Annotated in this window: 21 protein-coding genes; 8 read left to right on the forward strand and 13 right to left on the reverse strand. The window is 64.4% G+C overall.

Features of this window, described 5'->3' with window-relative positions; translation table 11 throughout:
* Positions 1-42 precede the first annotated feature (42 nt).
* Entirely contained in the window at positions 43-1,512 is a 1,470-nt protein-coding gene (locus QRN52_RS00965) for a peptide MFS transporter (RefSeq protein ID WP_284750945.1), read from the forward strand.
* 83 nt (positions 1,513-1,595) lie between these two features.
* Here the strand turns inward: QRN52_RS00965 and QRN52_RS00970 are convergent, their stop codons facing one another.
* On the reverse strand, positions 1,596-2,216 hold the full coding sequence (locus tag QRN52_RS00970; protein WP_284750946.1) for a DUF4190 domain-containing protein: 621 nt from the start codon (positions 2,214-2,216) through the stop codon (positions 1,596-1,598).
* Positions 2,217-2,424: 208 nt separating this feature from the next.
* Between QRN52_RS00970 and pgm the strand changes: the two genes are divergently transcribed.
* The gene (gene pgm, locus QRN52_RS00975; protein WP_284750947.1) at positions 2,425-4,089 is read left to right on the forward strand and encodes a phosphoglucomutase (alpha-D-glucose-1,6-bisphosphate-dependent); all 1,665 of its coding nucleotides are present in this window, start codon (positions 2,425-2,427) and stop codon (positions 4,087-4,089) included.
* Between the two features lie 6 nt (positions 4,090-4,095).
* On the opposite strand, the gene QRN52_RS00980 is transcribed toward pgm, so the two are convergent.
* Positions 4,096-4,596 (reverse strand): 2'-5' RNA ligase family protein, encoded by a 501-nt coding sequence (locus QRN52_RS00980; protein WP_284750948.1) that lies wholly within the window; start codon positions 4,594-4,596, stop codon positions 4,096-4,098.
* Positions 4,597-4,862: 266 nt separating this feature from the next.
* Positions 4,863-5,468: a malonic semialdehyde reductase gene (locus QRN52_RS00985; protein ID WP_059388911.1), complete on the reverse strand. Its 606-nt coding sequence runs from the start codon at positions 5,466-5,468 to the stop codon at positions 4,863-4,865.
* Between the two features lie 188 nt (positions 5,469-5,656).
* On the opposite strand from QRN52_RS00985, the gene QRN52_RS00990 reads away from it, so the two are divergent.
* Positions 5,657-6,943 (forward strand): uracil-xanthine permease family protein, encoded by a 1,287-nt coding sequence (locus QRN52_RS00990; protein WP_284750949.1) that lies wholly within the window; start codon positions 5,657-5,659, stop codon positions 6,941-6,943.
* A gap of 77 nt (positions 6,944-7,020) precedes the next feature.
* Here the strand turns inward: QRN52_RS00990 and QRN52_RS00995 are convergent, their stop codons facing one another.
* Both QRN52_RS00995 and QRN52_RS01000 read right to left on the reverse strand, forming a co-directional pair.
* The gene (locus QRN52_RS00995) at positions 7,021-7,485 is read right to left on the reverse strand and encodes a GatB/YqeY domain-containing protein (RefSeq protein WP_284750950.1); all 465 of its coding nucleotides are present in this window, start codon (positions 7,483-7,485) and stop codon (positions 7,021-7,023) included.
* A 186-nt stretch (positions 7,486-7,671) separates the two neighbouring features.
* Entirely contained in the window at positions 7,672-8,814 is a 1,143-nt protein-coding gene (locus QRN52_RS01000; protein ID WP_284750951.1) for a glycerate kinase, read from the reverse strand.
* A gap of 132 nt (positions 8,815-8,946) precedes the next feature.
* On the opposite strand from QRN52_RS01000, the gene QRN52_RS01005 reads away from it, so the two are divergent.
* Positions 8,947-9,297, forward strand: a complete 351-nt coding sequence (locus QRN52_RS01005) for a YciI family protein (RefSeq protein ID WP_284750952.1) — start codon at positions 8,947-8,949, stop codon at positions 9,295-9,297.
* A 7-nt stretch (positions 9,298-9,304) separates the two neighbouring features.
* Positions 9,305-10,582 carry an RNA polymerase sigma factor gene (locus tag QRN52_RS01010; RefSeq protein WP_284750953.1) on the forward strand — a complete coding sequence of 426 codons (1,278 nt, stop codon included), beginning with the start codon at positions 9,305-9,307 and terminating at the stop codon, positions 10,580-10,582.
* On the opposite strand, the gene QRN52_RS01015 is transcribed toward QRN52_RS01010, so the two are convergent.
* From QRN52_RS01015 to hxlB, 4 genes are all read right to left on the reverse strand, one after another.
* A complete protein-coding gene (locus QRN52_RS01015) occupies positions 10,524-11,309 on the reverse strand; it encodes a glycerophosphodiester phosphodiesterase family protein (RefSeq protein ID WP_284750954.1) in 786 nt (261 codons plus the stop codon). The genes QRN52_RS01010 and QRN52_RS01015 overlap by 59 nt on opposite strands.
* 38 nt (positions 11,310-11,347) lie before the next feature.
* Positions 11,348-11,596 carry a hypothetical protein gene (locus tag QRN52_RS01020; RefSeq protein ID WP_078107057.1) on the reverse strand — a complete coding sequence of 83 codons (249 nt, stop codon included), beginning with the start codon at positions 11,594-11,596 and terminating at the stop codon, positions 11,348-11,350.
* Between the two features lie 180 nt (positions 11,597-11,776).
* Positions 11,777-12,400, reverse strand: coding sequence for a 3-hexulose-6-phosphate synthase (gene hxlA, locus QRN52_RS01025; RefSeq protein ID WP_284750955.1), 624 nt, complete (start codon positions 12,398-12,400; stop codon positions 11,777-11,779).
* Between the two features lie 54 nt (positions 12,401-12,454).
* Positions 12,455-13,108 carry a 6-phospho-3-hexuloisomerase gene (gene hxlB / locus QRN52_RS01030; protein WP_284750956.1) on the reverse strand — a complete coding sequence of 218 codons (654 nt, stop codon included), beginning with the start codon at positions 13,106-13,108 and terminating at the stop codon, positions 12,455-12,457.
* A 139-nt stretch (positions 13,109-13,247) separates the two neighbouring features.
* On the opposite strand from hxlB, the gene QRN52_RS01035 reads away from it, so the two are divergent.
* Positions 13,248-14,522, forward strand: coding sequence for a helix-turn-helix transcriptional regulator (locus QRN52_RS01035; RefSeq protein ID WP_284750957.1), 1,275 nt, complete (start codon positions 13,248-13,250; stop codon positions 14,520-14,522).
* A 29-nt stretch (positions 14,523-14,551) separates the two neighbouring features.
* Here the strand turns inward: QRN52_RS01035 and QRN52_RS01040 are convergent, their stop codons facing one another.
* From QRN52_RS01040 to QRN52_RS01055, 4 genes are all read right to left on the reverse strand, one after another.
* Positions 14,552-15,361 (reverse strand): HAD family hydrolase, encoded by an 810-nt coding sequence (locus QRN52_RS01040; protein WP_284750958.1) that lies wholly within the window; start codon positions 15,359-15,361, stop codon positions 14,552-14,554.
* Between the two features lie 43 nt (positions 15,362-15,404).
* Positions 15,405-15,929 (reverse strand): YbhB/YbcL family Raf kinase inhibitor-like protein, encoded by a 525-nt coding sequence (locus QRN52_RS01045; RefSeq protein WP_284750959.1) that lies wholly within the window; start codon positions 15,927-15,929, stop codon positions 15,405-15,407.
* Entirely contained in the window at positions 15,926-16,894 is a 969-nt protein-coding gene (locus QRN52_RS01050; RefSeq protein ID WP_284750960.1) for a carbohydrate kinase family protein, read from the reverse strand. The genes QRN52_RS01045 and QRN52_RS01050 overlap by 4 nt, the downstream gene beginning before the upstream one ends.
* Positions 16,895-16,963: 69 nt before the next feature.
* A complete protein-coding gene (locus QRN52_RS01055) occupies positions 16,964-17,776 on the reverse strand; it encodes an alpha/beta hydrolase (RefSeq protein ID WP_284750961.1) in 813 nt (270 codons plus the stop codon).
* Between the two features lie 188 nt (positions 17,777-17,964).
* Between QRN52_RS01055 and QRN52_RS01060 the strand changes: the two genes are divergently transcribed.
* Both QRN52_RS01060 and QRN52_RS01065 read left to right on the forward strand, forming a co-directional pair.
* Positions 17,965-19,068 (forward strand): GTP pyrophosphokinase, encoded by a 1,104-nt coding sequence (locus QRN52_RS01060; RefSeq protein WP_059388901.1) that lies wholly within the window; start codon positions 17,965-17,967, stop codon positions 19,066-19,068.
* A gap of 6 nt (positions 19,069-19,074) precedes the next feature.
* The gene (locus tag QRN52_RS01065) at positions 19,075-20,574 is read left to right on the forward strand and encodes a SulP family inorganic anion transporter (protein WP_284750962.1); all 1,500 of its coding nucleotides are present in this window, start codon (positions 19,075-19,077) and stop codon (positions 20,572-20,574) included.
* Positions 20,575-20,580: the final 6 nt, after the last annotated feature.

Genomic DNA, 20,580 nt, shown 5'->3' on the forward strand with positions numbered 1-20,580 from the left:
AATGATGTGACAATGCGCTTAGCCAATGTCACCATGGATTAGATGAGCACAACTCTAGACACGCGGACGCCCGCCAAAAACGCGGGCGATACGTCATTTTTCGGCCACCCAAAGATGCTGGCCAGCCTCTTCTCCGTAGAAATGTGGGAACGATTCTCCTTCTACGGCATGCAGGGCATCCTGCTTTACTACATGTACTTCACCGCGGACCATGGCGGACTCTCGATCGATAAATCGCTCGCCGCCGGACTGGTCGGCGCGTACGGCGGAGGTGTCTACCTCTCCACGATCCTGGGCGCATGGTTGGCGGACCGGCTTTTCGGCTCCGAACGGGTACTGTTCGGTTCCGCGATCATGATCATGACCGGCCACATCGCGCTTGCCCTCCTGCCCGGGATCCCGGGCCTGGTGGCAGGCCTGGTGCTGGTGGGCATCGGCTCCGGCGGCCTCAAGGCGAACGCAACAGCGCTGGTTGGCACCCTTTACGGAGAGAAGGACGAACGCCGTGACGCCGGCTTCTCCATCTTCTACATGGGCATCAACCTCGGCGCCCTCATTGGACCGCTCGTTACCGGCTGGCTGCAGGAAAGCAATGGCTTCCACTGGGGCTTCGGCGCAGCCGCAATCGGCATGGCGATCGGCCTCGTCATCTACGCACTGGGCCGCAACAAGCTCCCGGAAGAGGCGCACCGCGTTCCGAACGCCCTTCCCTCCGCACAGCGGAGCCGTTACGGGCTCATCTTCTTCGGCATCGCCGTCGTGATCGCAGTGCTGCTGATGACCGGTGTCGTGAACCCCGGCAACCTGGCCCGCAGCATGGCTTACGCCGCCATTGTCGCCTCAGTCATCTATTTCACGCTGATCTTCAGAAGCAAGAAGGTCACGCCGTTTGAGCGCAAACGTGTTGTCGCGTTCATTCCGCTGTACATCGCGTCGGCAGCGTTCTGGGCACTCTTCCAGCAGCAGTTCACGTTCATTGCCGTGTACTCGGAGGAAAAACTGGACCGCAACCTCTTCGGCTGGGAAATGCCGGCAGCCTGGGTACAGTCCATCAACCCTGTATTCATCATCGTCTTCGCAGGCGTCATGGCTGCCCTCTGGACAAAACTTGGGCCGAAGCAGCCGGGATCCTCTATCAAGTTCGCTGCCGGGCTCTTCGTCATGGGCCTGGCGTTCCTGGCCTTCATTCCCTTGTCCGGCGCTGGAAAGACCCCGCTGCTTGCGCTCGTGGGAATCCTGTTCCTCTTCACGCTGGCGGAGTTGTTCCTGTCCCCCATCGGCCTGTCCGTGAGCACCAAGCTGGCCCCCAAGGCGTTCCACACCCAGATGGTGGCCCTGTTCTTCCTCTCGGTGTCGCTCGGCACCGCGCTGGCCGGCATCCTGGCCGGGCTGTACAACCCTGACAACGAACTGCCGTACTTCCTGGGCGTCGGCGGCACGGCCGTAGTGATCGCTGTGGCCTTGGCAGCCGGCTCGCCCGCCATCAAGAAATTGATGGGCGGCGTCCGCTAGTCACTTAATCGGGCTAAACCCGCGACGGCGGCCGGTGCGTTGGGTGGGATTCCCGCCAAACGCACCGGCCGCCATCGTTGTTGCTAGTAGTTGTAGTTGTAGCGCGAAGCAGTAGCGGCGAAAATCGCGATGAAGACCCAGAATATGACCGCTCCGGCAATGCCCAGGTAGCCCATCACAAGGCCCGCAATGGCCATGCCTTTGCCGGCCGGTTCCTTCTTGAGGGCCATGTGGCCGAGGATAACGGCGGCAATCTGGGGCAGGACGAAGAAGCCAAGGCCCACGAAGACCGCGATTCCGCAGCACATGCTCGCAATACTCAGGCCCTTGGGCTCGACCGGCATGCCGTAGTAAGCAGGCTGGCCATAAGGGCCCGCAGGCTGCCCGTATGCCGGCGGTCCTTGGGGAGCTTGCCGATACGGCTGTGCAGGCTGTCCGTAAGGGCTGGCCGGCTGCTGTCCGTAGGCGGGCTGGCCGAATTGAGCCGGACCACCCTGCGGCTGGCCGTACGGCTGCTGCGCTTGCGGCTGTTGCGGCTGGGGCTGGCCGTAGGGGCCGGAAGCCGCCGGCGAGGCGAACGGCTGCTCGCCGTACGGGTTTTCGGCGGGTTGGGGTGCCGGCGGAATGTGCGACGGCGGTTCGTAGCCCTTGGGCGGTTCGTCACCCTCGGGAGCGTTCTCGGGTTTAGCTGGCTGGTCGGTCATGGAATATCCCCCTTGCGAGTCTTTGTGCCCAGCCTACCGCCGAGCGAAGGCGGGCATAAGCTCACAGGGCCCCGGCTTCGCAACCCCATGCCGCACTCCGGTAAACGGGCAGTGAATCTTCGTCGGTGAAGCGGAAATACGAAGTCACAGGTACCGCAATAGTGGGTTTTCTCTTCAAGCACACCTGACGGTCTGGCATGCTGGGTCAATGGCTAGCCGTGCGGGCACTGTTGCCCTTCCCCAGGACCTTGTAGACATCACCGCTCTTCTTGACGCGTACTACGACGTGACGCCGGATCTGAGTGATCCCGCACAACGCGTTGCCTTCGGCACCTCCGGGCATCGGGGGTCGAGCCTCAAGGCCTCGTTCAATGAAGGGCATATCCTCGCCATCACCCAGGCGATTGTGGAATACCGTGCCGGGCAGGGCATCACCGGCCCACTCTTCCTGGCCAAGGACACCCACGGACTGAGCGAACCAGCACAGAATTCCGCCCTCGAAGTTCTCGCCGCCAACGGCGTCAATGTGCTGATCGACGCGCGGCACGGCTACACCCCCACCCCGGCCCTGAGCCACGCGATCCTGAAGTACAACAACGAAGCCGGCCCTGGCCAGCCGCAGGCAGACGGCATCGTAGTCACGCCGAGCCACAACCCTCCGGCCGACGGCGGTTTCAAATACAACCCCCCGCACGGCGGCCCTGCAGACACGGACGCCACCGGCTGGATCGCCAACCGCGCCAACGAGCTTCTGGAAAACGGCCTGCGCGGCGTCAAGCGGATTCCGTTGAACGACGCCCTCAAAGCGGATGGCACGGGCAAGTTCGATTTCCTGAGCAGCTATGTTGACGACCTCCCGTCCGTCCTGGACCTCGATGCGATCCGCACCGCGGGCGTGCGCATCGGCGCTGACCCCATGGGCGGCGCATCCGTGGACTACTGGGGTGAAATCGGAGAGCGTCACCAGCTCGACCTGACTGTGGTCAACCCCACCGTGGACCCGCAGTGGGCATTCATGACCCTCGACTGGGATGAGAAGATCCGCATGGACTGCTCCTCGCCGTCGGCCATGGCCTCACTCATCAAGCGCATGTCCGACAGTGCTTCGGCAGGCACGGGCGCCTTCGACGTCGCCACCGGAAACGACGCCGACGCGGACCGCCACGGCATCGTGACACCCGACGGCGGCTTGATGAACCCAAACCACTACCTCGCCGTCGCGATCGACTACCTCTACCGCAACCGCACAGGCTGGAACCCGGAATCCGTGGTCGGCAAGACCCTCGTCTCCTCCTCCATCATCGATCGCGTTGCCGCGGGGCTGGGCCGCAAGCTTGTGGAAGTTCCCGTGGGCTTCAAGTGGTTCGTCCCCGGCCTGCTCTCCGGTGAGGGTGCCTTCGGCGGCGAAGAATCAGCGGGCGCCTCCTTCAACAAGCGCGACGGAAGCGTCTGGACCACCGACAAGGACGGCATCTTGTTGGCCCTTCTCGCGTCGGAGATCACGGCGGTCACCGGCAAGTCGCCGTCCCAGCTTTACAAGGGCCTAACCGACCAGTTCGGCGCGCCCGTCTATGCCCGGATCGACGCCGCTGCGACGCGGGAGCAGAAGGCCAAGCTTGGCAAGCTCTCCGCCGCGGATGTCACGGCCACCACGCTGGCGGGCGAGGAAATCGCTGCGAAGCTGACCGAGGCTCCCGGCAACGGGGCGTCGATCGGCGGCCTCAAGGTTGTCACGGAAAATGCCTGGTTCGCTGCCCGCCCCTCGGGAACCGAGGACGTGTACAAGATCTACGCCGAGTCCTTCAAGGGTGCCGACCACCTCAAGCAGGTCCAGGAGGAGGCCAAGGCGCTCGTGGACGGCGTGATTTCCTAGCCTTCGCTAGCTTGATTCCGCCGGGAGGCGCCACACTTTCAGGATCCGCCGGATCGTGTGGTTGCCTTCCGGCGCCATGTCCACCAGCGCGATCTGGTCGAGCACGACGGCGTCACCCGGATTGGGGCGCTTGCCGTCGTGATGCGAAATATGCGGGCGGTAGTGCTCCAGGACGTAGCGCGGGGTTGCTGCGCGCCCTCCAACGCTCTCCATGGCGTCAAACAGTTCCTCGTGCAGGCCCTGCAATATGGGATGGTGTTCCACGAGGCTGACTGGGATGGACCCTTGGTGACCGAATCCGGCGTCGGGCCCCACGATGAGTTCCGCCCCTAGGGCGCCCATCGCGGGGGCCGTGACAAGCTCGCTGAGGCGCGCGGCGACGTCGACACCATCGGAGGGCTCGACGTCGAACCTCAACAGCGTGATGTGCAGCGGCCAGTCACTGCGCGGGAAGACCAGCCCGTCAGCCACGGCTTCGACGAACGCCACCAGTATCAGGTTCCGCATAAGGAAATTTTGCCACCGCGGCGCCCCTCCCACAGCGACGATCAATCCGAGCGGTGAGCGAGCGTCGGTCAAAAAGGCGTTATAGGTGAGCGAGCGTCGGTCGAAGAAAAACGCTCGCTCACATACACCGCCCCAAACACCGACGCTCGCTCACATATCTGGTGTAAAACCAGCAACGCTCGCTCATATATACCGCCTTAAGCGCGAACGCTCGCTCACAAGAGTGAGCGAGCGTCGGCGAAAAGGACGTCAAAAGTGAGCGAGGGTTAGACGGTGCGGACGACGTCCTCGTAGGCGAACTTCGGCTTGGCTTCGCCGAAAGCGTCCGGACCCGGCTGGCCGATGTTGACCACGAGGAAGCTCTTCTGGTCCCCGGCCGGGAAGAACTCGGCGTCGATCGCGGCGAAGTCGGCACCGGTCATGGGGCCGGCAGCGAAACCGAGGGAGCGGACAGCAAGGATGAAGTAGCCAGCCTGCAGGTGGGCGTTGTTGTTGCCCGTTGTTGCGGTGAACTCGGGGTTGGCGTCGTACATGGCCTTCGGGGCGGAGTAGACCGGGAGGAATTTGTCCCACTGCTCGTGCCAGGCGGTGTCGTAGGAGAGCACGGCGACCAGCGGAGCAGAGGCGGTCTTGGCCTTGTTGCCCGGAGAGAGGGTCTCGACGAGCTTGGCGCGGGCCTCGTCCGAACGGACGTAGGTGACGCGCAGCGGCTGGGAGTTGAACGCCGTCGGGCCGAACTTGGTCAGTTCGTAGATGGCCTGTGCTTGCTCGTCCGAGACCTCACCAGCAAAGGAGTTGGCAGTGCGGGCTTCGGCAAAGATGGCGTCGACTGCTGCGGCGTCAATCACTGCTTCTTCGTGGGCGATCGTCATTCGCGTACCTTTCGCTGTGCCCGCAGCCATCGACGGCCGGGCGCTTATGCTTTCCATGGTTGCAACTTCAACTTCCCTCCGCCTCTTCCCGTGAAGCCACGTGACGTTCCACACAGCGGAATCGGCGGCGCGTCCGGGCGGTAAGGTTGCACCCGGACAATCACAACTTTCAGGGAAGGCTCCCGTAGATGAGCATGCTCGGAACCAAATGGAAGCTGCACGGCAACGGCAAGTCGATCCGGCCGGGACATGTGGTGGCACCCGAGGAGCGGCTGGCGTGGCCGCTGACCATCGGCGTCGGCATGCAGCACGTCGTCGCGATGTTCGGAGCCACCTTCCTGGTGCCCATCATCACGGGCATGCCACCGGCCACCACGCTGCTCTTTTCCGGCATCGGCACCCTGTTGTTCCTGGTCATCACCAAGGGGCGCGTACCGAGCTACCTTGGTTCGAGCTTTGCCTTCATCGCCCCCATCCTGGCGTCCCAGCAGCAGTTCGGCGTTCCCGGCGCGCTCGGCGGAGTGGTGCTTGCCGGCGTCGTACTGGCGCTCGTCGGCGCAGTGGTGCAGAAGTTCGGCGCTGAGTGGATCAACCGGACCATGCCACCTATTGTCACGGGCGCCATCGTCGCCCTGATCGGGCTCAACTTGGCGCCGGCCGCAAAAGCCAACTTCGACAAGGCCCCGGTCACCGCCCTCGTGACGCTGGTGACGATCATCCTGGTGAGCGTCCTCTTCCGCGGCATTCTGGGCCGCCTGAGCATCCTGGTGGGCGTGGTGGTGGGCTACCTCACCGCCATGACGCGCGGCGAGGTGGACTACTCCAAGATGGACGCGGCGTCCTGGATCGGCCTGCCGCACTTCCAGACTCCGGAGTTCCACCTCGGCGTCGTGGGCTTGTTCGTGCCGGTCGTGCTGGTGCTCGTGGCCGAGAACGTTGGGCACGTGAAGTCCGTGGCCGCGATGACGGGACGCAACCTCGACGACGTCTCCGGGCGCGCGTTGATGGCCGACGGCGTCGCGACGGTCCTCGCCGGATTCGGCGGCGGCTCCGGTACCACGACGTATGCCGAGAACATTGGCGTCATGGCAGCCACGAAGGTCTACTCGACGGCGGCCTACTGGGTTGCAGGTGCCTTCGCCATCCTCCTGAGCTTCTCGCCGAAGTTCGGCGAACTGATTGCCACAGTTCCCCCCGGCGTGCTGGGCGGTGCCGCGACCATGCTCTACGGGATGATCGGCGTCCTGGGCGTGAAGATCTGGGTGCAGAACAAGGTCAACTTCTCCAACCCCATCAACCTGACCACGGCCGCCGTCGCGTTGATTATCGGGATCGCGGATTACACCTGGACCATCGGCGAACTGAAGTTCACGGGCATCGCGCTGGGCTCAGCCGCTGCCTTGGCGGTCTACCACGGCATGAAGGGCCTGGCCCGTTGGCGCGGGACAGTTGCCGAGCCGGAGATGGAGACGTAACCTCTCGTGTTTGCGTACAGATCGTGTCCCCTAAGCGCGCTTTAAAGGACACGATCTGTACAGACTTCCGTTAGCGACTATGAGAGGCGCTTGCGAACAATCTCGCTGACCGCCTTGCCGTCGAAGCGGCCGGCGACTTTTTCGCTGACCGGCTTCATGACATAGCCCATGTGCATCAGGCTCAACTCCACGCCGTCGGCCTTGAGCGAGGCGATGACCTCGTCAACGATGGACTCGACGTCCTCGGCGGTCAGTGGTTCCGGCAGGTATGCCTCGATTACCTCGGCATCCGCAATCTCCGTGGCGGCCCGCTCGGATTCTCCGGCCTCCTCGTAAAGGCGCGCGACCTCGTGATACTGGGAAGCCTCCTTCTGCAACATGGCCGTGATCTGAGCGTCGTCCAGGTGGATCGGCGTCTGGCCGGCTTTCTCACGGGTGTCAATCTCGCTGAGGACGTTGCGTGTGGCGTTCAGGGCGATGCGGTTGCCATCCTTCATGTGGCTGACGACGTCTGCGTGCAGCCTCTCCTTCAAGGTGGACATGGTGTGCTCCTCGATTCGATGGTGCCGTGCTGGCCGGCTGCCAGCCCGGCAGGCGGTGACGGCGTCCCGGGAGGGGTCGTCGCATCGTAGTTGCATGGCAGAAGTCAGAGCCATGCTTTGTACGTTAATTATCTGCCCGGCTTCGGCTAACAGCCCCGTTGAGCATGCCCCCTGGTGGATCGGAACTTAGACCCCTTCAAGCACCTGGCTCGTAGCCCAGGCGAGGTACTTGGCCGCGTTGGCCACGGCGTCGGCAACGTCCGGCACGCCATCCCGTCGCCGCGCGACGTCGAGCAACTGTGCCGCGGCAACCACGCCGTGGCCGGCTAGTTCCTCGGGGGTCACCAGGATCCTGCCCGCTACCACGATCACCGGAATGCCATGCTCCTGGGCGGAATCGGCCAGAGCGATAGGGGCCTTGCCGGTCAGGGATTGCGAGTCCATGGACCCTTCGCCGGTGATCACCAGGTCCGCGCCACCGAGCTGTTCGGGAAGCCCCGTGAGTCCCGCCACGAGTGCGAATCCGCCTTCCAGCGTCGCCTGGGTGAAGGCCAGGAACGACGCCGGGAATCCGCCGGCCGCTCCGGCGCCGGGAACGTTGACGTCCTGTCCGCCCGCTTCCCGCAGCAGCGACGCCCAGTTGCGCAGGCCGGCGTCGAGCAGTTCCACCGCGTCCTCGTCCGCACCCTTTTGGGGGCCGAAAACATGCGCGGCGCCGTCGCTGCCAAAGAGCGGGTTCTGGACGTCGACGGCGATCCGGAACCTCACCGCGGTCAGGCGCGGGTCCAGCCCGGAGACGTCGAGGGACACGACATCGGCGAGCGAGCCTCCGCCGAGCGGAACCACATTTCCGGCCGCGTCCAGAGGCTTGAGTCCAAGTGCACGCAGGGCGCCGCTGCCGCCGTCGGACATCGCGGAGCCGCCCAGGCCGAGCACAATCTCGGTGGCCCCGGCGTCGAGTGCCGCGGCGATGAGCTGGCCGCAACCGTAGCTGTGGGCGCGCAAGGCGTTTTCCGGAGTCGGCTCCATGTGCGCCAGTCCGGAAGCCTGCGCCGTTTCGATCACCGCTGTGGCTCCGCCGAAGGCATTTTGCCGAATGGCCCACGCGGCGCCTATCGGCTTGAGAATGGGGCCGACGACGGCATTGATCCGCTCTTCGTAGCCTGCCGCCACGGCTGCTTCCAGCGTTCCTTCGCCACCATCGGCGATGGGAAACTGAGTCACCACAGCGTCCGGATAGACGCGCAATGCCCCTTCGGCCATGGCCGAGGCTGCTTCGACGGCGGTGAGGGAGCCTTTGAACTTGTCCGGGGCAATCAGGATGCGCATGCTCCCATCCTGCCAGCGGGGCTAAGCTTTTCGCAGATTCGTGCGCGGAGATGTCGAAAACAGCCCACGCCGTTCGTATAGAGGGTGAGACGCGGGCACGGTACCGGCGCCACATCCCAAGGAGGAACAGTCATGCCACGCTATCTGCTCAGCATCTACCAGCCCGACGGCCCCGCCCCTGAGCCCGAAGTCCTCAACAAAATCATGGCCGATCTTGACGTCCTGAACCAGGAAATGCGCGACGCCGGCGCCTGGGTTTTCACCGGTGGCCTGCACCCCGCCAGCACTTCCACGGTGGTGCGTGTGAACGACGGCGAAGTACTCACCACGGACGGCCCCTTCGCGGAGGCCAAGGAACACGTGGGCGGCCTGTGGGTAATCGAGGCCCCGGACCTGGACGTGGCACTTGGCTGGGGACGCAAAGCCGCCCAAGCCACCACGCTGCCTATCGAGGTCCGGCCGTTCGCAGGTTACCGGGAATAGTTTTCCCATGATCCATATTTCGGAGATCGGACAAATATTCCGTGAAGAGTATGGACGATCCGTGGCGGTCCTGGTCCGCGTTTTGGGCAGCATCGATGCCGCCGAAGACGCGGTCCAAGACGCCTTCACCGAAGCCGTTGCCCGCTGGCCCGACGCCGGGCTGCCGCCAAGCCCCGCTGGCTGGATCATCACCACCGCCCGCAACCGGGCAATCGACCGGCTCCGACGCGAGGCATCCGGCAGGGAGAAACTCGCCCAAGTGGCCGTCCTGCGGGGCGATGAACCCGGCGATGAACCCGAAGGAATCGAGGTGGATACCGTGGAGGACAATCAGCTCCGGCTAATCTTCACGTGCTGCCACCCCGCCCTCAACCGGGCCGCGCAGGTGGCCCTGACACTCAAGCTCCTGGGCGGGCTCAGCACCGCGGAGATCGCCCACGCTTTCCTGGTCCCGGAGCCAACGATGGGCCAGCGCCTGGTGCGGGCGAAAGGAAAGATCCGCGACGCCCGCATCCCCTACCGGGTTCCGAGCGGGGCAGAGCTGCCTGAGCGCTTGAAGTCGGTGCTGGCGGTGGTCTACTTGGTCTTCAATGAGGGCTACGCGGCGAGTTCAGGGGCCGGGCTGGTGCGCGAAGACCTCTGCCGCGAGGCTGTACGCCTCGGCCGGCTCATCATGGAACTCATGCCAGATGAGCCCGAAGCCAAAGGCTTGTTGGCCCTCATGCTTCTGCTTAATGCCCGCCGTGCCGCCCGGACAACTCCCGACGGCGGCCTAGTGCTCCTTGCGGACCAAGACCGCAGCCTGTGGGACAGGGATCAAATAGCGGAGGGGCAATTGTTGGTGCGGCAATGCTTGAAGAGGAACCAGCCCGGACCATATCAATTGCAAGCTGCCATCAACGCGGTGCACAGCGATGCCGCACAACCCGCGGACACCGATTGGCGCCAAATCCTGGTGCTGTACGGGCAACTCCTGGCCATCGAGCCGACGCCGGTGGTCGCTTTGAACAGGGCCGTTGCCCTGGCGGAGGTGGAAGGACCGGCCGCGGGGCTTGCCGCCGTCGACGTCCTTGAACTAGGCAGCTACTACCTGTTCCACGCCGTGCGGGCGGATCTGCTCCGGCGCCTGGGCCGCAACAAAGAAGCTGTCGCAGCCTACCGGGCAGCGCAGGAGCGCACGAATAACGCCGCCGAGCGAGACTTCCTGGAAGGGCGCGTCCGGGCGCTCACCACCACTGGCCGCGGCCCTGCAGCACCGACTTCAGACGATCCGCACGGTCGGTGACCAGGCCGTCCACGCCCACGTCCAGCAGCCTGGCCATCTCGGCGGAATCGTTGACGGTCCAGACGTGAACCTGCAGCCCAAGCCGATGGGCGCGGCGCAGGAAGCCGCGGGTCACTACCGTCAGGGGTCCGTAGCGGACCGGCACTTGGAGCGCATCGACGTCGTGCAGGATCTTCCGCAACCAGCGCTCCGGAAGTAACGGTCCTAAGAGGGTAAAGGCAGCGTTGCAGGCGATGCCTGCCGAGGACGCCGTGGGGCGGCGGAGCAGGCGCAGGACGGCCCGACGCCGGCGATCTGAGAAGCTCGCAATCAGCACTCGGTCATGGGCATCGAGTTGCTCAATGACTCCGGCGAGGGCATTAACGGTATGCCAATCCTTGACGTCGACGTTGAGCCGCGCCTCGGGGAATTCCGTCAGGACGTCAGCCAAATGGGGAATTGCTTCGCGGCCGCCGATCCGGGCTTTGGCGATCTCGGCAGAGCTGAGGCTGGAGATGAGGCCATGGGCATCTGTGACACGGTCCAAGGTGTCGTCGTGGAAAAGGAGCACCACTCCGTCGGCGGTGGTGCGGGCATCGGTTTCAAGATGCGTGAAGCCGAGGTCAAGCGCCGCCCTGAATGCCCCGGCCGAGTTCTCAAGGCCATCCGGCGAAAACCCGCGGTGCGCGAAGGCAAGCGGAGCGGATTGTCCGTCCGGACGGCTGAAGAAGGGCAAGTACGAGCTCACACGGGTAGCCTAACCCGGCCGTGCTGCCCGAGGCCCTGTCAGGATTCCTGCGGGACGATCTCGACGCCGTCGCCGCAGTGCACCAGCGTGCGGCCGCGGCCGCCGTCGAGATTCACCCAGACCACGCTGTGGTCACTCGACACGGCGTCCACCTGGCCGGGGTTCTCAAACCCCGGCGCGAGCTTGACGCTCACGCGGTCTCCGCGGCGCAACTGCTTCCAATGTTCGGCCGGTACTGCGCGGCGAACGGGGGCCTCGGGCCACCCCGTCGTCTTCCTCTTGGCCATCATGTCCCCTGTGATCGGCATCGAATACGGCACGAGCCTACGGGGAGTAGTTGAACGGCAGTTGGACTTGAGCTGTGTAATGGGTGAGCGGTCCCAACTAACTAGCAATTGTTGTCGTTTAGAGGCCTGAAAACGACATTAAGTGCGAGTCAGTTGGGACCGCCCGGCTGGAAAAGGGCCCTAGATGATGGCGGCGCGAAGTTGCTTCGCGGCCAGTGCGGGGTCGTCCGCACCGTAGATGGAACCACCGACGACGGCGACATCCGCTCCAGCGCGCTGGACCGCTCCGATGGTGGACAGGTTCACGCCGCCAGCCACGGAGAACGGCACGCGGGCTTCCTCACCGGCGCTCAGCAGGACATCCAGGTTGTAGCCCGGCTTTGCCTGCTCGTCGAGGCCGGCATGGAACTCGATGAACTTGGCACCGAGGGCCCGGGCTTCCTTGGCACGGGTCACTTTGTCAGCCACGCCGATCAGGTCCACCACGATGCCCTTGTTGTGGTCCTTGGCTGCCTTGACAGCACCGGCGATGGTGGAGTCATCGGCGCCGCCAAGCACGGAGACGAGGTCCGCGCCGGCCTTGAATGCGATGTCGGCTTCGAGTTCACCGGCATCCATGGTCTTGAGGTCGGCGAACACGATCTTGTCCGGGTGGGCTTCCTTGATGGCGGTCACGGCGGACAGGCCTTCGCTTTTCACGAGCGGGGTGCCGAGTTCGATGATGTCCACGTATTCGGCGACCTTGCCGGCGATCTCGAGGGCGGCTTCGGTGGTGAGGACGTCGATGGCGACTTGCAGCTTCATGGAGGGAATCACTTTCGTTGTGGGTTGAGGTGTTGTTGCGGTGGAAATCAGGGGCTATTCGAGGTTGGCGTGGCGGAGCCAGAGTTCCTCGGCCGGGGTTGCGTCGTTGTCCCACAGGGTCTGGAAGACTGCTTCGGCAGCGAGGAAGAGCACCTGCTCGAACAGGCTGCCGGAGTATTGACGCGACAGCGTGGAACCGTGGTCTGTCTTCTGCGCCGCAGGAATGATGACGACGACGTCGGCCAGTTCCGCGAGCGGGGACGTGGCGTTCGTGGTGTACACGGCGATCCTGGCGCCGGCTTTGGAGGCTGTCTCGGCGGCTCGCACGACGCCGGAGGTCGTCCCGGAGCCCGAGGCGACCAAGAGGAGGTCGCCCGAGCGGATGGCCGGTGTGGTGGTGTCCCCCGCGATGTGCACGTCGAAGCCGAGGTGCATCAGCCGCATCGCAGCCATCCGCAGGACGAGGCCGCTGCGGCCGGCTCCTGCAACGAAGATCCGGCCGGTGGCCGAGTTCCCGGCAGTCTGGACTTCCGTGGCCAGGCGGGAGAGCTGCCCGAGGTCGACTTCAGCGGCTGTTTCCGCGATCTCGCTGCCCACGAGGGCCAAGCTCAGGTCGACATCCAGGCTTAGGTCGACATCCTGGGCGCCGCTCGCCAGGACGCGATCTTGGTCTGATGTGGCCTCGGCGGCCTCTGCGGTGGTAGTCATGCGTTGCCTCCTGCTCAGGTGAATGTTCCGTTTGAATCAATCGTTCCGGATTGAACGGATAGGAGTAACACTGAGCACGGGCAGTCTTAACTATCCGTTTGGGTAGTGTGCGCGTGTCCGAAACGGCTAAGGTGGCGGAATGACTTCAAGCACATGGACATTGCTGGAGGCCGTGGCCGAGCTGGCCAACGCTCCGCTCACGAGCATCGCCGAACGGCTCCGTGAAGCAACCCTTCCGTACGTGGGCAGCAGCGCGCTGGTCATTTTCACCGAGGATTGCACGGGCCGGCCCCAGAAGAAGGCGGGGGCAGAGGGGATCATCAGCCGCGTCTCCATTCCGGAGCTTGATCAATTGCGGGCCCGGGTCAAGGAAAGCGAGGCGTGGCAAGGTGAAGCGACCATCGCCGGCGAGCAGCGGCCCGTTCTCGCTTTGACGTCCGAGACCAACGCACTGCTGACCCTCACCGTGCCGGTCCTGCCCGAAGAACCGTTGGAGCGCGAGTCGGCGCTGCGGATGCTTGACTACCTCTGGCAGCTGACAGCCCGGCGCATCCAGGAGAAGGTGGCGGACGCGCCGCCGTCGTACCTCTTGGAATCCCGCGCTGCGTCAGCCGAGCGGCTCCGTGTCACGGCCGAACTCGTGGACAGGCATTCCACCACCCTGGAGACACTTTTGGCGGCGTTGCGATCGAGCGCCCTCGACGACGCGACTGCCAGAAAAACCGTCACGGACCTGGCCGCTACCTCGCTGGTCAATCTTCGGACGCTCAGCGACCGAACAACGGACCTCGTCGAAGAGCCGGTGGCCAAGGCCTTCGAACGGCTGCGGGAGGACTTGCGACCGCTCATGCATTTCAGTGGACTCGATATCCAGTTCATCGAGCCACCGGTCAACGGCCGCGCACTGCCCGGCGAAGTGGCCCACGCCGCCCGGGCGATCGTGCGGGGGCTGGTGCTTGCCATCGTTGAGCAGCCCGAGGTCCGCCGGGTGCGTGTGCAGTGGGATTGCGACGGAGTGAACCTCCTCGTCAACGTTCGCGACGACGGCCTTGGCGAACTGACGGCGGATTCGCCCAACATTTCCCGGCTCAACAGCAGGGTGTCGGCGCTCGATGGTCGCATGAACATCGAGGTCATGGCCGGCTGGGGGGCTGACGTGCAAGTGGTCCTGCCGCTGGATCCCCCGACGGCTCCCGTGGGCGACATCGGGGGATGGGGCTTGGCGGAACGCGAAATCGAAGTCCTCCAGCTGCTCGCTGCCGGCCAGCGCAACAGGAGCATCTCGGCCAAGCTGCACATCAGCGAAAACACGGTTAAATTCCATGTTAGGAATATCTTCAGGAAGCTCGGCGTGGGCTCACGAACCGAAGCCATTGCCTTGGCGCACAGCCACGGACTGCGGGCGCCGAACTAGCCGTGCACGGCGGCCCGGTGCGGGGCTCCCTAAACCCGCAGGGAAGCGAGCTTTGCCTCGAGGATCTGGGCCACGCCGTCGTCGTCGAAATGGGGCGCCTGCTGGCCGGCTGCGCTGATCGCCTCCGGATGGCCGCTGGCCATCGCATAACCGTCGCCCGCCCAGCGCAGCATCTCGACGTCGTTGGGCATGTCGCCGAAAGCCACCACATCGGCGGCGTCGATGCCCCGGGATGCCGCATATTCGGCGAGTGTGACGGCTTTGTTGATACCGGGCGCCGACATTTCCAGGAGTGCGGTCCGCGGCGCCGAGTGGGTGGTCTCCACGAGATGCGCGACGGCGGGCTGCACCTTTGCGAGGAAATCATCCGGAGTGCCGCTGCGGGTCACGGCAAGGAACTTCACCACGGCGTCGTCCGCGGTCAGCGTTTCGTCCAGCCAAGCGGGAGTGAACTCGGCCAGGAGCTCGCTGGTCTCGTTCTCGATGAACCCGGGTTCGAGATGGAATCCGGTAAGGGTTTCGGCCGCGAACAGGGCGTCGGGCCTGAGCTGTTTGATGATCCGGCGGGCCTCAAGCACAGACTCGATGCTCAAGGCATTCGCCGAAATCAGCTTGTCAGCTTCAAGATCCCACACCACTGCCCCATTGGAGCAAATAACGATGCCGCTGTGGCCGATCTGCTCGCGGAGGGGGTAGAGCCAGCGCGGCGGCCGCCCGGTTACGAACACCACCTCAATGCCCGCGTCACGGCAGGCATGGAAAGCGCGGATGGTGCGGCTGCTGATCTTGCCGTCATGTCCAAGGATGGTGCCGTCAATGTCACTTGCTACGAGCCGCATTATGTCAGTCTACGTGGGGGCGGCATCGGATTCGCCGCCGAGGCTAACGCTGTTCGAAATGGCCCGTGATGACGGCCCGGCCCAGCGTGTGGGCTGCCAGCTTGCGGACGAGCGCTTCCGTGGAGGCACCGGCGTCGAGGCCCAGTTCTTCGACGTCGACCGCGTGCACGGCCACGATGTACCGGTGCGGACCGTGCCCGGGCGGAGGCGCGGCACCCAAGTAACCGGGGAACCCGGCGTCGTTCTTGAGTTGAACCGCTCCGGCCGGCAAGTGCGCACCACCCGGAACGCCGGCACCGGCAGGCAACGAGTTCGTAGTGGCGGGGATGTTGACCACTGCCCAGTGCCAGTAGCCGCCCGCCCTCGGAGCATCGGGGTCGAAGACGGTGACGACGTAACCCTTGGTGCCCTCGGGGGCTCCGTTCCAGCTCAATTGCGGGGATTCGTCTTTGCCGCCTGCCACGCCGAAGCGCTTGCTGGTCTGGGCCGGGCTGAGCGCGTCACCGTCCTTCAGCGAGCCACTGGTGACATCGAAGGAGGGGACACGTGGGAGGTCGGCGTAACTCATGACTGCCTTTCGACACTTGCACCGGACTCCGGGACGCCCAGGGCGTTAAGTTCCGCGCGGGTCGGCGGGTTCGCGCCTGGCCGGGAGACCGTGATCGCCGCGGCGCGCGCCGCATGGTTGAGGATTCCTTCGAGCACTTCGGCGGGCATGGCATGCAGCTCGTCGCGGTTCTGGGCCCCCGCCAGCCCGTGGTCAACGATCCCCGAGAGGAGCGCGGCCATGAAGGAATCGCCCGCGCCCACCGTATCCGCCACCTCTACCTTTGGTGCGTCCACCTGGGCCTCGCCCGCGGCGGTGACGCCCCAAGGGCCGGCCGCGCCTCGCGTGACCACCACGACGGCGGGTCCCCCGCTGCCGCCCAGGCCCAGCCAGCGTCTGGCCGATTCCAAGACATCGACGCCGGGATAGAGCCACTCAAGGTCCTCGTCGGATGCCTTGACCACGTCGGCAAGCGCCACGAAACGCTCCACCTGAGCCCGCGCAAATTCTCGATCCTTGATGATGCTGGGCCGGCAGTTGGGATCGAAGCTCACAGTCGCGTTCGGATGGGCATGCTCGACGGCGGCAAGGACCTCAGCCGCGCCCGGCTCCAACATGGTGGCAATCGAGCCCGTGTGCAGGAGCGATGTCCCCTGAAGCATGAAAGGCAAGCGCGCGGCGAGGCCGGGAAGCTCCCAGGCGAGGTCGAAGGTGTAGCTGGCAGCGCCGTCGTCGTCGATCAAAGCGGTGGCCACGCTCGTGGGACTCTCATCCGGCGGCAGCGGGACCATGACGGAACTGGAGCGCAGATGGGCAGCGATCGATTCCCCGTAGGCGTCCTTGCCGAAGCGGCCAATGAACTGGACCGCGTGGTCCAGTCTGGCCAGACCCACGGCAACGTTGAGCGGACTGCCGCCCACGTGGGCGTCGATTCCCGAGGAACGCTGGACGACATCAACCAGCGCTTCACCTATGACTGTCAGCATGGGACAACTCTGCCACGCGGATGTGGTGCGCGTCTCTCGATGACAGCTGGTGACTTTGCCTGCAAACCGTCACCCCAGCAGTCGCTGCACCAACTCCCGGCACTTCTTGTACGCGACCGCCCTGGGGTCGATCAGGTCGTAGTGGTCGCCGGGCACCTTGAGGAACTGGGCCGCGCCCCCGGAAGCGGTGGCTGCGGCAACGTAGGCCTCGGACTGGCTGCAAGGGACATCCTCGTCCGATGCAGCGTGGACTGCGAAGACCGGAACGGGGATAGGCAGGGACCTCATGGGGTCCGCATAGATATGCCGTTTGGGGTATCTCACCGAGTCGCCACCCATGAGGTTGTCGACCGCGCCGTTGCTCAGGTTGAGCCGCTCGGCGTCAGCCAAATTCAGCAGACCAGATTGGCTCACGACGCCGGTCAGCCGCACTGCCGCGCCGTTTTCATGCCGATGGAGCTGCCGGTCGGCGTCCGGGGCGCCGATCTTGGAGAGCTTTTCCCGTCCGGCTGCCCAGACCGCGAGATGGCCGCCCGCGGAGTGTCCCAGCGCCACCACTTTGTTCAGATTGAGTTCATGCTTGCCGGCAATCTCGCCCAGGTGGTCGATCCCATCGAGGACATCTTCGAACGTATGCGGCCAGCCGCCTCCGTTTCCTGCCCTCCGGTACTCGAGGTTCCAGGCGGCTATTCCATGCGCAGCAAGGTCCCGGGCAATCGGCTCACCGAGTTCCGCGCCGTACTGGGAGCGCCAATAGCCTCCATGGATCACCACCACCACTCCGTCGGGTCTGCTGCGGTGTGGCTGCAGCGAATTGTCTGGTACGAACAGCTCGCCCCATTGGCTGGAGTGCTGGCCGTAGTAGTACTTGTGCCGCTTCATCGTGTCCTCCTTTGTGCCGAGCCTATCGCGGAGGAGCGCCGCGGAGCGGGAGCAATGGTTTGAGGATCAACGCGGAGCCTTCCTCAAGGCACTGCCCGAGCGTACCCTCCTGCTTCCAGGTGGCGCACCGGTAGCACCAGAGGCTCCTGCTCCGCTTCACTGTCGGCCCTCCACCGTAAGCTGGAGGCATGGCTAGCAATTGGGACAGCTTGGATCCTCAGCTGCGCGAATCAGTACAGGCGAATGTGGAGCTCTACGAACGGGTCCGGCCTGCCCTGAAACTCGTTACCCGCGACGTCCTGTTGACCCTGCGGGACATGCTCAAGAACAGCGAGTCCGTGCCGCTCTTCGTCACGGGACGCACCAAGACGGTCGAGTCTTTCCGGGAGAAGATTTCCCGTACCGAGGTGCCCTTGGAGGGCGGCCCGCGGGTGCTGAAGTTCCCGGACCCGTTCCGGACCCTGAACGACATGGTGGGGCTGCGCGTCATCACCAAGCTTCCGGCCGAGAACGCCGCGGTTGCCAACTTGATCAAGCGCCAGCGCCAACTTTTCGATTGCCGCGGCGACCTTGAGAAGGACATCGGCTCCATAGAGTCCGGCACCTACGGATATTCGAGCCGCCACCTTATCCTCCGCACCATCCAGAACGAGTCCGTGAAGGCCTACCAGCAAGTCTTCAATCCGGACATCCCCCCGAATGGCAGCTACTTCTTCGAGTGCCAGATCCGCACGGTTTTCGCGCACGCCTGGAGCGAGATCGAACACGACATCCGCTTCAAGGCCGAGGATCCGCGCGCATGGACGCCGCATTTCGACCGCCAGTTCACCGCCACAGCGGCAATGCTCGAAACCGTGGAGAGCGCCTTTGCCGACCTCCACGAACGCTACGAGGAAGTCCGCGGTTACTGGGATCTCGACGGTGAAGGTTCCATGCCCCTCACGCCCAATCGTGTGCGTGACGTTTGGCGGACGCTGCTTCCGCACGTTGACCGTAAAGTTGATGACGACTGGGGTTGGGCCGCGGAGCTCCTTGCGGCCCACGGACTGAACAAGACCGTGGAACTCGCCGGACTCCTCAGTGCCAACCGGATCACCGAGGTCCGCAAGGCCCTGGACCACCGTTACTCCCCTGGACCGGACCGCCTCCTGGATGACCTCCTGCTGTGGCAGTACGGCACTGAACACATCGACCTCACCGCCGAGGCGCCCGACGTCGTCCCCCACCCCCGGCGGGACAGCCTCCAGCGGCGCCTCAAACAGATTGAGCGGTACCGCCTGACCAACAGCTAAGGACCCATGACACCCGAGCAGCTCCAGTCCCTCCGTTTCACGCTGCGCTCACCACGCAGGCTCAAGACGGAAGCATTGGCCGGCTTGGTGGTGGCGCTTGCCCTCATTCCGGAGGCCATCGCGTTCTCCGTAATCGCCGGCGTGGATCCACGGATCGGGCTTTTCGCGTCCTTCACCATGGGAGTCACCACCGCGATCGTCGGCGGCCGATCTGCCATGATCTCCGCGGCCACCGGCGCCGTCGCACTCGTGATCGCACCAGTCATGAAGGACCACGGGCTCAACTACCTGATTGCCACGGTGATCCTGGCAGGCATCTTCCAAATCGTCCTGGCGGTCCTGGGCGTCACGCGGCTGATGCGCTTCATTCCGCGTTCGGTGATGATCGGGTTCGTGAATGCCTTGGCCATCCTGGTGTTCATGGCGCAGCTGCCTGAACTCCTAGGCGTTCCCTGGATGGTCTATCCGATTGTGGCCGTCGGGCTGCTGATCGTCTTCGGTTTGCCCAGAATCACGACGGCGGTGCCCGCGCCTTTGGTGGCGGTCGTCGCCCTCACAATCGTCACGGTACTGGCCGGAATCAATGTTCCTACGGTGCATGACAAGGGCGAACTTCCCAACAGCCTTCCCGGTTTCTTCCTGCCCAATGTTCCTTTGACCTGGGAGACCTTCCAGACGATTGCACCGTTTGCTTTGTCCATGGCGCTGGTGGGCCTCCTAGAGTCCCTCTTGACGGCCAAGCTCGTGGATGACATCACGGATACCCGCTCCAACAAAACCCGTGTTTCTTGGGGCCAAGGCATCGCCAACATCGTCACCGGTTTCCTGGGTGGCTTGGGCGGCTGCGCCGTGATTGGCCAGACCATGATCAACGTCAAGGGTTCGGGTGCCCGCAGCCGGCTGTCGACGTTCCTGGCCGGAGCGTTCCTGTTGGTCCTTGTGGTGGCGCTCGGGGACGTGGTGGGCATGATTCCGATGGCCGCTTTGGTGGCCGTGATGATCTTCGTATCCCTCATCACCTTTGACTGGCATTCGATCCGGCCCACGACGCTCAAGCGACTGCCGAAGTCCGAGACCGGCGTCATGCTCGTGACGGTAGCCGTGGTGGTGGCCACGCACAACCTGGCCATCGGGGTAGGAGCGGGCGTTCTGACGGCCATGGTGCTGTTTGCGAGGCGAGTGGCCCATTTCGCCACTGTGGAGCGGAGCGAACTCGAGCTCAACGGCCGGACCGTGGCGAGCTACACGGTGGACGGCGAGTTGTTCTTCGCCTCGTCCAATGACCTCTACACGCAGTTCGACTATGCGAAGGATTCCTCGGAGGGAATCGACCACGTGGTCATCGACCTGCATGCCTCGCACATCTGGGATGCTTCCACCGTTGCCGTACTGGATTCCGTGACCGAGAAATACCGCAGGCACGGCCGCGAGGTGGAGCTCATCGGCCTCAACGCGGCGAGCGTCCGGATGCGAGAACGGCTGGCAGGCAAGCTCAACGCAGGCTAACGTCCC

Source organism: Arthrobacter sp. efr-133-R2A-120 (genome assembly GCF_030209835.1).
In the GTDB taxonomy this organism is placed as follows: Bacteria; Actinomycetota; Actinomycetes; order Actinomycetales; family Micrococcaceae; genus Arthrobacter.